Source organism: Lacticaseibacillus chiayiensis (assembly GCF_004123795.1).
Classification (GTDB): domain Bacteria; phylum Bacillota; class Bacilli; order Lactobacillales; family Lactobacillaceae; genus Lacticaseibacillus; species Lacticaseibacillus chiayiensis.
Window position 1 is genome coordinate 16136 of record NZ_MSSM01000020.1, and the last position, 14245, is coordinate 30380.

The following is a 14245-nucleotide window of genomic DNA, read 5'->3' on the forward strand; positions in this document are numbered from 1 at the left end:
GCTTCTTTTTAAGAGAATGACGACTATTCTTGACTTAATTGCATCCTGATTTTTTAAAAAAAACGGGAACAGACGCGAGCATCATAACAGTGCCTAAGCTGAATATTATAATCGGCGTTGTTGTGATGTGTGATAATGGCGCACTAGTAATTGCTGCAATGGGATTTGCTAGTGAGAAAATAGTTAAAATTGCTCCTATGACCATGCCTATATGATTGCTTGGAACCGAGAGTTGAACGGTAGAGAAATACAAAATTGAACCGACCGAATTGCATATGCCATATCCCAACCATGAGATGACAACCCCTACGATTCCAAATACCTCGCTATTTTGAAGACTAAATAAGCCAATCAACAGAATCATCAGTCCTTGTAGTAGAAGAAAATATGGGAAGTTTCTAGCTGTAAATGTTTTTTTACCTTTATGTTTAACATTAACCGCAAATGCTCCTAGAATTGAGCCTACTGTAAAAGATAAATCAATTGAATTGTACATATACGTGAAGCCAGAAAAAACATCTATTGACAGTTTAGGCATCAACAACCATACCGTCCAAAAGCAAAAATTAGTTACCAGTGCTACTGGAACAATAACCGAAATCAGAAAATTTTTCCGAATAATTTTCATGCCAACCAAAAACTTGTTGGTATCTTTTGTAACCAGTGATGTAACATCTACATTTTTCCCTGCTTTCGTTTCGGTGCTCAATCGAGTGATAAGAAGGTAGGAAAGAACATAAAGCACAAGCGACAAAACTAAGCCAATACTCACATTTCCGAAAAAAATAAAAATTGCAGAAAGACCGGCCGATAACACCGAAGATAGTTGATTTGCAATTGATACCCAGGAGTTTGCTGTAATAAGGTCCTCTTTCCCATGTACTATCGAAGGAACGATTGATTCTGTTAACGGACTGTAGACTATGTTTAGACTGAGTTAATCACAACGGTCACCATCACACTGAGGATTGGATCATCAAACAGGTGGTAAATGACTAGGCCTAATATAGTGTTTAAAACTCTAATCCCAACTACTGTCTTCAACAAATAAACTTTGTTTACCTTATCTGATAAGTATCCCCCTACAAAGGTGAATAATGTGGCTATCATTGAAATAAGGCCTAACAGCGAAATGTAACTTTGGTCACGTGTAACTTTATAAATGTACCAATATGCAAAGAGCACTAGTGCACCATTAGTCAGTGTATCAAAGAAATCGCTGAAAATAATTTGTTTGATTCGTGCCATATCGTTCTCCTCAAATAATCGGTGACCATTTCCGACTGTTATATTCGCGTCTAAAGTTACTTGAATTTTAAGATTATGTGCATAGATGTCAAACATTTCGGTCTTGTGATTTTCTCTCTGGACTTTTGCTTTTCCTCCTAACACTCAATCTCCAGCACGTTTAGAAATCTATCTCACGCAAAAAATACCGCTCAATCCACCCATCATCTGGGCAGGATTGAACGGTATTCCTCATAATGACTCAGGCACTTTTAGTCCTCGTCATCGCTATTAGTATCAGATGCAGGCTGATCGGTCTCAGCTCGATCCAGCAGTTTGTTGACTTGCTCATCGGCGTTGCCTGCGTATTGCCCGTCAGCCGGCTCCTGTTTTGGCTCAGCATCAGTCGGTCCGGCTTGCGGATCGGTTGGCTGGTCCGGCTTGTCGCCATCTTCCGGATCATCGGTTTCCGGTTCGACCTTGGCCATGGTTGCGACCTTGGCATCATCGTCAACCCGAATCAAGCGAACGCCTAATGTTGCGCGGCCGGTTTGCGAGACACTTTGGATATTGAAGCGAATCATGACACCGGAATCAGTCATGACCAGAATATCTTCAGTACCGTTAACCGTTGTCACACCGGCAAGCGGGCCATTCTTTTCCGTAATGTTGGCGGTTTTGATCCCTTTACCGCCGCGGCCCTTAATCGGGTATTCCTTCGCGGCAGTACGCTTACCGTAGCCCTTTTCTGAAATCACGAAGACTTCTGAATCCGGTTTGAGAATGTCGGAACCGACAACGTAATCATGGTCGCGCAACCGAATGCCGCGAACCCCTGTCGCTGTCCGGCCCATCGAACGCACATCCTGTTCCTTAAAGGCGACACTGTAACCTAAGTGTGTGCCAATCAGGATATTGTCGTTGCCTGATGTCAAAATGACGTTGTTAAGTTCGTCCTGATCCTTCAGATTCAACGCAATCAGGCCATTGCTGCGGATGTTGGCAAATTCTTTGACCGGCGTGCGTTTCACCACACCGTTTTGCGTGACGAAGAAGAGATAACGATCATCCTTTTGGTCTTCATGTACGTTGACGACGGTCTGAATCTTTTCACCAGCACCGACACCCAGCAGATTGATGATTGGAATGCCTTTTGCAGTTCGGCTGTATTCCGGAATCTCGTAACCTTTGCTCCGATAAACTTTCCCTTTGTTGGTGAAGAATAGGAGCACGTCATGCGTGGAAGTCGAAATCAAGTGTTCAACGAAGTCATCATCATGGACGTTCATCCCCTGAATGCCGCGTCCGCCTCGATTTTGTGCCTTAAACTCGCTGGTAGCCAGTCGCTTGACGTAACCGTTATGGCTCAACGTGATCACGACATCTTCTTGTTCAATCAGATCTTCATCTTCAAGACTTAGCACTTCGCCGACTAGCAGTTCGGTCCGCCGCTTGTCGCCGAATTTCTTTTGGATTTCCAGCAATTCGTCGTAAATGATCTGGTGAACCCGTTCAGGTTTGGCAAGAATATCGGTGTAATCGGCAATGGCTGCTTCCACATCTTTATATTCGTTTTCAACCTTGTCGCGTTCCAGACCGGTCAGGCGAACCAGCCGCATGTCCAAAATGGCTTGGCTTTGTTTGTCGGACAAATTGAACTTGTCCATTAAGATGACTTTTGCCTTATCCCCGGTTTCGGAACTGCGGATAATCGTGATGATTTCATCAATATGATCAAGCGCAATCCGCAAGCCTTCGAGAATATGCTCCCGGGCCTTGGCCTTCTTCAGCTCATATTGCGTCCGCCGCCGAATGACATTTTCCTGGTGATCCAAGTAGTATTGCAGAATCTGTTTGAGACTCAACAGCTTCGGGGCGCCGTTGACAATTGCGACCATGTTGAATGAAAAACCTGTCTGCAACGGTGTTAGCTTGTACAGATTGTTCAAAATCACCGAAGCACTGGCATCCCGCCGCACGTCAATGACAATCCGCATCCCGTCACGGTCAGATTCATCGCGCAACGTGACAATACCATCGATCTTCTTTTCGTGAACCAGATCCGCGATTCGTTCCACCATTTTGGCCTTGTTGACCATATATGGAATTTCGGTGATGACGATCCGTTCGCGGCCGGATTTTTCGGTCTGAACATCGACTTTCCCACGCAACACGATTGTCCCGCGGCCGGTTTCATACGCATGACGAATACCGGACTTGCCCATGACAACGCCGCCTGTCGGAAAATCAGGCCCCGGCAGCGCCTGCATTAAGTCAGCTGTGGTCGCATCCGGATGATCCATCAGCACATGCAAGGCAGAAATGGTTTCAGACAAATTATGTGGCGGAATATTGGTGGTCATCCCCACCGCAATCCCGGTCGCGCCGTTAACGAGTAAATTCGGGAACCGTGCTGGCAAAACTACCGGCTCTTTTTCCGTTCCATCGTAGTTATCCTGAAAATCAATCGTGTCTTTATTGATATCGCGCAACATTTCAACAGCGATTTTGCTCATCCGGGCTTCGGTGTACCGCATCGCCGCGGCACCGTCACCGTCGACCGAGCCGAAATTCCCGTGGCCATCAACGAGCATATATCGATAGCTGAAATCCTGCGCCATCCGCACGAGTCCTTCATAAATCGAGCTGTCACCATGCGGATGGTATTTCCCCATAACATCCCCGACAATCCGCGCACTCTTCTTATACGGCTTATCCGGCGTCACTCCGAGTTCATTCATGCCATACAGAATCCGTCGTTGAACCGGCTTGAGGCCATCGCGGACATCAGGCAGGGCCCGCGCCACAATGACACTCATCGCGTATTCAAGGAATGATTTACGCATTGTTTCGCCGAGATTCACATTCGTAATCCGGCTTTCTTGGCGATCATCCATTAAGCGAAAAGTCTCCTCTCAAAAGTTCTCTTATCCGGCCTGTTTCCAATCCGAAAGCCGGTCCATTACACATCAATATTGTTCGGGTCAACGAAGACCGCGTTTTCTTCAATGAATTTCCGCCGCGGTTCAACATGGTCACCCATCAGCATTTCAAAAATACCATCGGCTTCTTCCGCGTCTTTTGGCGATACCCGTAACAGGCGTCGCGTATCCGGATTCATGGTCGTTTCCCAAAGCTGACTGGCATCCATTTCGCCCAGCCCTTTGTACCGTTGAATATCCGGTTTGGGACTTGGCGGCAATTGCCCGAGAATGTCCTGTAATTCTTCATCAGAATCGATGTACTTCATCATTTTGCCTTGTCGCAAGCGATACAATGGCGGCTGTGCGATATAAACGTAGCCAGCATCCAGTACAGGCCGCATATAGCGATAAATCAGCGTCAGGAGCAATGTACGAATATGCGCGCCGTCGACATCGGCATCGGTCATGATAATCAGCTTGTGATACCGCGCTTTGCCGATGTCAAAATCCTGGCCGAAGCCGGTGCCCATCGCCGTAAACAAGGTCCGAATTTCTTCGTTAGCCAAAATCCGTTCCATCGAAGCCTTTTCAACATTCAAAATCTTCCCACGAATCGGTAAAATCGCCTGGGTCAAACGGCTGCGGCCGGATTTCGCCGAACCGCCGGCAGAATCCCCTTCGACAATAAACAATTCCGAAATTTCCGGATCTTTGCTGGTGTTGTCGGCCAATTTACCCGGCAAGTTGGAAATTTCCAAACCGCTCTTTTTGCGGGTCACTTCGCGGGCTCTTTTGGCAGCTAGACGGGCTTTGCTGGCAAGCATGGCCTTATCAATGATCAACTTGCCGTCAGCCGGGTGTTCCATCAGAAACTTGTTAAAATGATCGGAAAATGTTCGATCCACGACCGTCCGCGCATCCGAGTTACCCAGCTTTGTCTTGGTCTGCCCTTCAAATTGCGGATCAGGGTGCTTGACCGAGACAACCGCCGTTAACCCTTCACGCACATCATCGCCGCTCAGTGGGTCATCGCTGTCTTTCAACGCTCCGGAGCGTCGGGCATAATCATTAATGACGCGGGTCAGCGCCGTTTTAAACCCGGTTTCGTGCGTGCCGCCTTCATACGTGTGGATATTATTGGCAAACGTCAGCAGCGTGCTGTGATAATCGTTAGTATATTGCAGCGCCACTTCCACCGTGATCCCCTTATCCTGACCTTCCACATAAATCGGCTCTTGAAGCAGGTTCTCTTTTTTCTCTGTCAAAAAGTCGACATAGGATTTCAAGCCGCCTTCATAATGGAAGACCAGCTTCTCGTGGGTGGCTGCACGCTTATCGGTAAACGTCAGCTTAAGGCCTTTGTTCAAAAACGCCAATTCCCGAATCCGCGTTGTCAGCACTTTATCATCAAAGGTTGTCGTCTCGGTAAAAATGTCCGGATCTGGCTGAAAATGAACTTTGGTCCCGTGCTCGTGTTCCGGCGCCGTGCCGATGACCTTCATCGGCGTACGCACCTTGCCGCGGATAAAATCAATGTAATAACGCTTGCCACCACGGCTGACCGTCACATCCAGATTCGTCGACAAGGCGTTGACAACAGAAGCGCCGACACCGTGCAACCCGCCGGACACTTTATAACCGCCACCGCCGAATTTACCACCGGCATGCAGAACCGTATAAACGGTCTCCAGTGCCGGTCGACCGGTTTTCGCTTGGATATCGACCGGAATTCCGCGACCATTATCGGTTACGGTGACACTGTTGTCCGGATTGACTTCGATTTCGATTTGAGTCGCAAACCCCGCTAACGCTTCATCAATACCATTGTCAATAATTTCCCAAACCAAATGGTGCAGACCTTGGCTACTTGTGGAGCCAATATACATCCCTGGCCGCTTCCGCACCGCTTCCAAGCCTGAAAGCACTTGAATCTGGCTGGCATCATATTCTGCTGCCAGCTCTTCTTTCTTCTCTTCGGCCGATTCTTTCTTGTCCGTCACTGGTTATCCTCCTTAAAAAACGCGTTTTCCGATACAGCAAGCCTATGCCTGTTTAGTCAAAACCCCATCCTGCACCCGGAAAATCGCTGGTGCCGTGATGATTTCTTTCTGAATACCATCCAGACTGGTGGTCGTCAGAAACGTCTGGACTTTGCTTTGAATGGCTTTAAGCAAGTGGGTCTGGCGCATCGCATCAAGTTCAGACAAAACGTCATCCAGCAGCAAAACCGGATACTCGCCAGTCTGATCCTTCATTAAATCGATTTCCGCCAACTTGACCGCCAAAGCCGTGGTGCGCTGCTGTCCCTGACTGCCGAAATCAGCAACATTCTTATCATTCACAATGAAGGCGACATCATCGCGATGCGGTCCGACTAAACTGGTGCCTTGCTCGATTTCGCGCGCCTGCTGCTTCGCAAACAACGTACCCAACGCTGCATAAGCTGCTTCACTATTTTGCTGCGCCTCGGTATCAACCTGTGTCTGGTATGAAAAGCGTAACGTTTCGCGTCCTTTGGTAATATCCTGTTGAATCGCTGCAGCGTAATCCGACATGGTTTGCAATAGCTTGGCACGCGCGGCAATCAACTCGGCCCCAAAGGCAGCTAGCGAATCCGTCAAAACATCTAGATACACAAGATCTTTGGCCTGATGGTATTTCAGTTGCTTTAAGTAGGCATTGCGCTGCTTGAGGAATATTTTGTATTGACTCAGGTTATAGAGATATTTCGAGCTCATCTGGCCAAACTCCATGTCGATAAATCGACGCCGGCCAGCTGGGCTTCCCTTAACGATCGCCAAGTCCTCAGGGGCAAACAAAATGACATTGAAATGTCCTAAGTATTGCGAAAGCTTCGATTGTTCGATCCGATCAATTCGGGCCCGCTTACCTTGATGACTGATGACAAGCTCCAGTTGATGGGTGCCGCTCTGTCGGGAAATTCGTCCGGAAACCCGTGCAAAATCGCTTCCGAACCGGATTAATTCCTTGTCGTTATTGGTTCGGTGACTGCGCGCCAATGCCAAAACGTAAATGGCCTCAAGCAAGTTGGTCTTACCTTGCGCATTTTCGCCGATCAAAACATTGATTTCGGGCGATAACGCCGCATCGACACTGGCATAATTGCGATAATCCTTTAACGTTAAATGATCCAGCTTCATGCGCTCACGATCACATAAGTCTGACCGGCAACTTCAATCTGATCATCGGGATATAGCTTCCGGCCACGACGGTCTTCGGCGGCACCGTTGACGGTCACCGGGTGCGCACCTAGATACCACTTAGCCGCACCACCGCTGTCAATCAGACCGGCTTCTTTCAGAAACTGACCCAATGTCAAAAATGCGGTCGTGATTTTGATGGTTGTCATGGTCGTCGCCCTCCAATCCAAAAAGTACCGGCAAATCGCGATTTGACACGATTTGCCGCAGATGAACACATAACAATTATACCCTTTCGCTCATTAAAAAACAATTCTAAACGGTCATTTAAGCGGTTCTGAGCCAATTTAACACCAAGACGCCCCCCTAGACTAAAACCTCTAAAAAGCCCAAAAACAGCCAAATTTTCACTTTTACTGTTTTTAGGCTAGTCTAAAGCAATTTTTAGCTAGACTCAGTTAGTATCATGCTTGGACAAGTCAGCTCACCTGAACTAGTTTGCTGAAATACTTGTTGGCAGCATAGCAAACGTGCATACATAAGAAAAAAGATTCCGGAGAAATTCTCCAGAACCTTTTTTTCTTAACGTGTTAAGTCAGTAATTCCTTAGAACGTCCGAACAGGCGTGATAAGCTGAATGAATTTTTCTTTATCTTCTGTCGGTACCAAGGTGAATGGGCGCAACGGAGCTGTGAAGTCCGCTTCGATAGCAGTTTGGCCAAAGCCTTGCAGCGCATCTTTCATGTAGTCAGGATTAAATGAAATTTCAAGATCATCACCGGTTAACTTGTTAAAGCTAAGAACTTCTTCGACATTCCCGACATCAGGCGAGTTGCCGTAAATTGTCGCTTTTTGATCCGTGATATTGAGCTCTAACCGAACCACATTATTGCTGCTTTCATGGCTCAGCAAGCTGGCCCGTTGAATCGATGCCAATAATGTCGGCGCATCGAATTCGACTTGGGTGTTGCTTGATGTTGGAATCAGGCGACTGGTGTCCGGATAATTGCCTTCCAGCAGTCGCGAATAAAAAGCTGTCTGGCCGAAAACGAACAGTACCTGATTTTCGGCAATCCGAATTTCGATCTTTTCCACATCATCGCTCAGCATGCGGCTTAATTCGGTGAGGCTCTTACCGGGAATAATGATGTCGTAATTGGTGGTGCTTGCACTTGGCAATGTCAGGGTTCGTTGCGCTAACCGATGTGAATCCGTTGCAACAGCTACTAACTCATTACCCATAATCGTGAAATGCACACCGGTCAGGATCGGGCGACTTTCTTGATTGGAAACGGCAATAACTGTCTGATTAATCAATTGCCGCAACACGTCAGCGGGAACGGTCAGCGCTTCATCAGCGGTAATTTCCGGCAAACGAGGATAGTTGTTGGCATCCAAACCATTGATGGTAAATTCAGATGCACCAGAGGTAATGACGGTTTGAAAATTGTCTTTGACTTCCAAAGTCATCGTATCTTCAGGCAGGCGTTTGACGATTTCACTAAAGAAACGTGCAGGTAACACGATTTCTCCGATGCTCTCGATTTGAAGATCGTTGTTTTCATCAGCAACATTGATACGTGATTCAATTGAAATATCGGCATCACTACCGGTTAGCACCAGCCCTGTATCAGTGAGGACGATTTTTAAACCTGTCAGGATCGGAATCGTGGTTTTGGTTGAAATAGCCCTGGCAACGTCATTTAAGGTTTTTAAGAACGTGGATCGGGTAATCGTAAATTTCATAAGAGCCTCCCGTACGTTTATTTATATATATAATATAAAGCTTTTTAAGTAATAGTAATAGGTCGTGTTCAAACTGTGGAAAACTTTGAGAAACAACAGCTAGAGAAGTTATGCACCTGTGGATAAGTGCAAGGGACAAACACGGCTGCTTTTCGCAGTTGTCCACAAGGGGATTATCCACGATTTTTAAGAATATTTCGTAGTTCGATGACTTGGGCTTTAAGATCTTCATTCGTCGTCATCGCTGACATAATTTTTTCATGCGCGTGAATGACGGTGGTATGATCTTTGCCGCCAATTTCTTGGCCGATTTTCGGCAAACTATTATCGGTCATTTCTCGCGCCAGATACATTGCAATCTGGCGGGGAATCACAATTTGCTTGACCCGTTTCTTACCTTTTAGATCCTGCACGGTGACCTGAAAATATTTGGCGACAGCGTCCAGTATCTGCGCGATAGTCAGTTGTCCGCTGCGATCATCAAGTTTAAGCGCCTTTAATGCATCGGCGGCCAAACTGGTGGTGATATCTTCATTTTTCATAGTAGAAAAAGCTTGCACACGCACCAAAGCGCCTTCCAAATCACGAACGTTACTTTCGATTTGGCCGGCAATATAAGAAAGCGTGTCATCAGGAATGCTGAGATCTTCGGCATCGGCTTTGTTGCGTAAGATCGCGATGCGGGTTTCAAGATCAGGCGGCGTGACGTCAACGGACAAGCCTTTGTTAAACCGCGACACCAGACGTTCCTGCAACTTAGGAATCTCGTTTGGCAAGCGATCGCTGGTAAGCACGATCTGCTTCATATTTTCGTATAGCGTGTTGAACGTATGGAAGAACTCTTCCTGTGTGGCCTCTTTGTCGCCAAAAAACTGAATATCATCAACCAACAGCAGGTCAACATTGCGGTACTCCTGACGAAATTGTTCCTGCTGTTTGGTTTGAATCGAGTTAATGAAGTCATTGGCAAAATTCTCACTGGTGACATATTTAATGTTAGCTGCCGGATTATTGTCCAAAACCAGGTTACCGATCGCCTGCATCAAATGGGTCTTGCCCAAACCGACGCCACCATAAATAAACAGCGGATTATACGTTGTGCCAGGAGCCTCGGCCACCGCCAAAGCCGCCGCATGCGCCATTTGGTTGCCTTTGCCGATCACGAACCGGTCAAACGTGTATTTCGGATTGAGGTGCGTTTTTGCCTTAAAAGTTAGTTGTTGATCATCGTCGTCGGCAGCAGGCTGTTGCTGATGCGTCATGACTGGCTGCAACTCGTCTTTGGTCATGATCACCGGGTCAACTTCCAGCTGGGCAAACTCGTAAACGCCTTCCACGACTTTGGTAACCAGATTTTTCTCCCAGTAAGCTTTGTGCAATGATGCCGGGACTTCGATTTCAAGTTTATCTTTGGTTAATTTAACGGGTTTGGCTGTTTGAATCCATGTGCTGTAGCCGACTGGGGTCAACTCTTCACGGAATTTATCATTCAGGTAAGCCCAAAGCTCCTCTAAATTGGGCATAAACGCCCCTCCTCTAAATAGCGGTTGTCATCAGCGTACAAAAAGCCGCCGATGGCTAACATGTGATGATACGCGAACAGCACATCAGCGCATAAGAAACCAAGGCAACTACCATAGTTGTCAACAGGTGGATCAATAAACGCTAAATGTGGTTTAACCTAAAATTGCCGACTTAAACACAGGCCGATCAAGATGAGCAGGATTAAGTTCAGCTAATGAATAGATATAAATGCTGGTTCTGGTTAGATCGAAAATAGTTCTGCAAAAATAAGTTTAGCATTGCAGAACCGAGTTTTCCACAGAAATCACAGTTTTCCACAAACAAAAATTCGAGAAATAAACAAGGTGCGAACAAATTATCCCCAGACCTGAGGATACCGACAGCGCAGTAATAAGAAAATACAGTTATGCACATGATGTCTGTGGAGCTGAAACCTCATAATAGTAAGTGTTTCACAAGATATTAACAAGCCCCTAACAGCCTGTGGATAACTATATCAACACTCCTGTGATTTTGCGAATTGGCTGTGCAGCAGTTGTGCACAACAAAGAAAACAAATTTTTGCGATGCACAAGTTATCCACAGACCGACCGGCAACAGTGCGTAACCGTCAAGACAACGAAAAGCCTAAAAAAGATCACCCATGTCAGCGAAAAAACCTTGACGCAGCTTGCGTCCTCGTGTAAACTCGGATGATGTCTGATAATGCAAGTCATCTTAATAAGATAAATCGGGTTTTATAGGAGGTGTCGTCAATGACAACCAAACGTACTTTCCAACCAAAGAAACGTCACCGCGAACGTGTTCATGGTTTCATGAAACGAATGAGCACAAAGAACGGCCGCAAAGTTTTAGCACGCCGTCGCGCTAAAGGACGTAAAGTATTATCCGCCTAAGCCACTGACCGCGTCAGTGGTTTTTTTAAGAGCGCGAACCGGCGCGGTTAGAAGCCGGAGCATAAGTGGCCTCAGCCCTAAATGGCTGGACTTTGGCCATTTAGGGCTGAGGTCCTTATGTGCAGGCTTCTGCGCCGGTGAGCGCGTTTCGGAGAGTTCTCGGGCAGCTACCCGTGATGGCGGTCTTTGCCATTGCGGCCAAGGTCCTTACACGCAGGTTTCTACCCGAGTTCACGCGTCTCACCCAGCCATCCAATGAACGGCAATGACCCGATTGTTGGTCGTTGCCGTTCATTTTGGTCATTGTCTAAAATCCCATTTCTCATATAAAATCGGCAGTCAGCTGCTGATACATATAGGAAAACATCAACTCGTCTTGTATACTTAGAATCAGATTGTGAGGGAGCATCATTGCGCAAGTCGTATCGGATCAAAAAAGAAGCAGAATTTCAAAATGTGTTTGACCACGGCGATTCGGTTGCCAACCGCAATTTTGTGATCTATCACATGAAACGGGATCAACCCCATTTTCGGGTGGGGATCTCTGTGGGCAAGAAGGTTGGCCATACTGCGGTTATGCGTAACCAGATTAAACGCTATATTCGTCAAAGCCTGCTCGAGTTAAAACCCGACATTGATCCGCAGACTGATTTTCTGGTCATCGCGCGTAAGTCCGCTAATCAGCTCGATATGGCTGAAACCAAAAAGAACCTGATCCATGTCATGCGTTTGGCGGGTATCCTGAACGAAGATATCGAGGTTATCTGACCATGCTTAGGTTAAGAGAGGGATTATTTGTGAAAAAACGTCAAATCAAACGCCTGCTTGTCATTGCGAGCATGCTGAGTCTGGTTTTCATTCTGACCGCCTGTGGCACTGGGCCGGTGACAGAACACAGCACTGGATTCTGGGATCGTTACGTTGTTTATACTGCCGGCCAATTTGTTATCTGGTTGGCGGATCTGTTCGGCGGCAACCCTGGTGTCGGGATTATTGCCTTTACGTTGATCATCCGGATTTTGATTTTCCCGTTGAGCTACTTGTCCATCAAGAGTATGGCCAAGCAACAAGAAATCGCGCCACAGCTGAAAGAACTACAGAATAAATATAGTTCTAAGGACACAGAGACACAGACCAAACTGCGTGACGAGACCCAAAAACTGTATGCATCTGCTGGCGTCAATCCGGTAATGGGCTGTTTGCCAATCGTGATTCAGATGCCATTTTTGATCGCATTGTATCAGGCAATTTTGAGAACACCTTCGCTGCAGTCCGGCACATTTTTGTGGATGAATCTGTCCAAACCTGATCCACTATGGATAATGCAGATTTTGGCTACCTTATTCACGTTAGGCACTAGCATTTTATCCATGATGGCGCAACCAACTCGCAATTCAAGCAGTTGGATCATGACGATCATTTCGCCGCTAATGATTTTTATTTTCTCCATATCCTTGCCAAGTGCGCTGGCCATTTACTGGGTCGTTACCAACGCCTTTTCAATGGTTCAACAGTTACTGATTCAAAACCCATTCAAGATTCGGCGTGAGCGTGAAGAAAAAGCGCGGGCAGAAAAAGAGAAAGAACGCGCACTCAAAAAGGCTTATAAGAAAGCGACCAAACGGCGTAGATAACAACGGGAGGAAGCAAGATGCCAACCTTTCAAGGCAGTACGATTCAAAAAGCCATCGAAACAGGGCTGAAACAACTTGGTTTGCCACGTGATGCCGTCAGTGTTCAAGTCGTTCAAGAAAACAAGAACGGCTTCCTGGGCTTGATGCGCAAACCGGCGATTGTCAATCTGAAACCATTAGAACCGCCAGCAGATCCGCCTGATCCTAAATCAGGTGAAGATGCGGCTGCAGGTAAATCAAAGCCAAGCAAGTTTGCGGTGGCGTTGACCGACAGTGCCGGCAAGAAGATTGCCAGCGCATTTAACGATATCACAACCAAAAAGCGCGATAATCAAACGGCCCTGGCGATGGTCCAAAGTTATTTAGAAGATATTACCAGCGGCATGGGTATCAAGACGCAAGTCAGCAGTGAACGTCAAGGCAATACCGTCACCTTTCAACTCAAAACCGATGAAGAAGGGCTATTAATCGGCAAACACGGTAAAATTATCAATGCCATTCAATACTTAGCCCAAACCGAATTCAACCACTATGCCAAAAGCAAATGGACCATTATGCTTGACGTCGGCGATTACCGTGAACGCCGCCAAGATACTGTCAAGCGTTTAGCAGAACGCACGGCGCGTGAGGTTCTGGCTACCGGCAAAGCTATTTACTTAGATCCAATGCCATCATTCGAACGCAAAGCCATCCACACGACACTAGCCGACAATCAATACGTCGACACCCATTCCGAAGGCGTCGACCCTCGCCGCTACGTCGTGGTCACCCCAAAACGACCATAACTAACTTTTGACAAGTAGCCTACATTTCAGTATGATGATCTCAGTTTAATAACGATGAAGTAGTCAAAGTGCTTTATCCAGTCTCTCCTAAACAGGGGCAGAGACTGGATTCGGCACTTTTTTTGTGAAGTGAGCGTGAGCCAGCCCGGTTAGAAGCCGGAGTGTAAGTGGCCTTGGGCGTGATGGCCGGTCTTAGCCATTGCGACCAAGGTCCTTACACATAGGCTCCTGCGCCGGGGAGCGCGTTATAGAATATGCAAGTTCCACCTATAATTGCCTCTATATAGAACGGATTTGCATATCTCACAGCCCCTCACAAAAAACGTACTCATGAATCTGTCCCAAAAC

The 14245-nt window shown here is 46.9% G+C and carries 12 protein-coding genes; 4 read left to right on the top strand and 8 right to left on the bottom strand.

The window, feature by feature from the left end; genetic code table 11:
• Window positions 1–34: 34 nt before the first annotated feature.
• The 8 genes from BVJ53_RS08220 to dnaA form a co-directional block, all read right to left on the bottom strand.
• Window positions 35–925 (bottom strand): MFS transporter, encoded by an 891-nt coding sequence (locus tag BVJ53_RS08220; RefSeq protein ID WP_331250561.1) that lies wholly within the window; start codon window positions 923–925, stop codon window positions 35–37.
• Between the two features lie 2 nt (window positions 926–927).
• A complete protein-coding gene (locus BVJ53_RS15320) occupies window positions 928–1248 on the bottom strand; it encodes a hypothetical protein (protein WP_238150155.1) in 321 nt (106 codons plus the stop codon).
• A gap of 251 nt (window positions 1249–1499) precedes the next feature.
• Window positions 1500–4124, bottom strand: coding sequence for a DNA gyrase subunit A (gene gyrA, locus BVJ53_RS08225; RefSeq protein ID WP_129301997.1), 2625 nt, complete (start codon window positions 4122–4124; stop codon window positions 1500–1502).
• Between the two features lie 65 nt (window positions 4125–4189).
• Window positions 4190–6151, bottom strand: a complete 1962-nt coding sequence (gene gyrB / locus BVJ53_RS08230) for a DNA topoisomerase (ATP-hydrolyzing) subunit B (RefSeq protein WP_129301998.1) — start codon at window positions 6149–6151, stop codon at window positions 4190–4192.
• A gap of 42 nt (window positions 6152–6193) precedes the next feature.
• Window positions 6194–7312: a DNA replication/repair protein RecF gene (gene recF, locus BVJ53_RS08235; protein ID WP_129301999.1), complete on the bottom strand. Its 1119-nt coding sequence runs from the start codon at window positions 7310–7312 to the stop codon at window positions 6194–6196.
• The gene (gene yaaA / locus BVJ53_RS08240; RefSeq protein WP_129302000.1) at window positions 7309–7521 is read right to left on the bottom strand and encodes a S4 domain-containing protein YaaA; all 213 of its coding nucleotides are present in this window, start codon (window positions 7519–7521) and stop codon (window positions 7309–7311) included. The genes recF and yaaA overlap by 4 nt, the downstream gene beginning before the upstream one ends.
• 397 nt (window positions 7522–7918) lie before the next feature.
• Complete coding sequence (gene dnaN, locus BVJ53_RS08245) at window positions 7919–9058, bottom strand: DNA polymerase III subunit beta (protein ID WP_129302001.1); 1140 nt, start codon at window positions 9056–9058, stop codon at window positions 7919–7921.
• Window positions 9059–9231: 173 nt separating this feature from the next.
• Window positions 9232–10581, bottom strand: a complete 1350-nt coding sequence (gene dnaA, locus BVJ53_RS08250) for a chromosomal replication initiator protein DnaA (RefSeq protein WP_129302002.1) — start codon at window positions 10579–10581, stop codon at window positions 9232–9234.
• A 756-nt stretch (window positions 10582–11337) separates the two neighbouring features.
• Between dnaA and rpmH the strand changes: the two genes are divergently transcribed.
• The 4 genes from rpmH to jag all read left to right on the top strand — a co-directional run bounded on the left by rpmH (window position 11338) and on the right by jag (window position 13897).
• A complete protein-coding gene (gene rpmH / locus BVJ53_RS08260) occupies window positions 11338–11478 on the top strand; it encodes a 50S ribosomal protein L34 (protein WP_003568442.1) in 141 nt (46 codons plus the stop codon).
• Window positions 11479–11889: 411 nt separating this feature from the next.
• Window positions 11890–12246 carry a ribonuclease P protein component gene (gene rnpA, locus BVJ53_RS08265; RefSeq protein WP_010490327.1) on the top strand — a complete coding sequence of 119 codons (357 nt, stop codon included), beginning with the start codon at window positions 11890–11892 and terminating at the stop codon, window positions 12244–12246.
• A 29-nt stretch (window positions 12247–12275) separates the two neighbouring features.
• Window positions 12276–13112 (top strand): YidC/Oxa1 family membrane protein insertase, encoded by an 837-nt coding sequence (locus BVJ53_RS08270; protein ID WP_129302003.1) that lies wholly within the window; start codon window positions 12276–12278, stop codon window positions 13110–13112.
• 17 nt (window positions 13113–13129) lie between these two features.
• Window positions 13130–13897, top strand: a complete 768-nt coding sequence (jag, locus tag BVJ53_RS08275) for an RNA-binding cell elongation regulator Jag/EloR (RefSeq protein WP_129302004.1) — start codon at window positions 13130–13132, stop codon at window positions 13895–13897.
• The last annotated feature ends 348 nt before the right edge of the window (window positions 13898–14245 follow it).

What these genes read in the sequence shown, in the direction of transcription:
- BVJ53_RS15320 (WP_238150155.1), bottom strand. Translation starts at nt 1,248, where the DNA reads ATGGCACGAATCAAACAAATTATTTTCAGCGATTTCTTTGATACACTG.
- gyrA (WP_129301997.1), bottom strand. Translation starts at nt 4,124, where the DNA reads ATGGATGATCGCCAAGAAAGCCGGATTACGAATGTGAATCTCGGCGAA.
- recF (WP_129301999.1), bottom strand. Translation starts at nt 7,312, where the DNA reads ATGAAGCTGGATCATTTAACGTTAAAGGATTATCGCAATTATGCCAGT.
- yaaA (WP_129302000.1), bottom strand. Translation starts at nt 7,521, where the DNA reads ATGACAACCATCAAAATCACGACCGCATTTTTGACATTGGGTCAGTTT.
- dnaN (WP_129302001.1), bottom strand. Translation starts at nt 9,058, where the DNA reads ATGAAATTTACGATTACCCGATCCACGTTCTTAAAAACCTTAAATGAC.
- dnaA (WP_129302002.1), bottom strand. Translation starts at nt 10,581, where the DNA reads ATGCCCAATTTAGAGGAGCTTTGGGCTTACCTGAATGATAAATTCCGT.
- rpmH (WP_003568442.1), top strand. Translation starts at nt 11,338, where the DNA reads ATGACAACCAAACGTACTTTCCAACCAAAGAAACGTCACCGCGAACGT.
- jag (WP_129302004.1), top strand. Translation starts at nt 13,130, where the DNA reads ATGCCAACCTTTCAAGGCAGTACGATTCAAAAAGCCATCGAAACAGGG.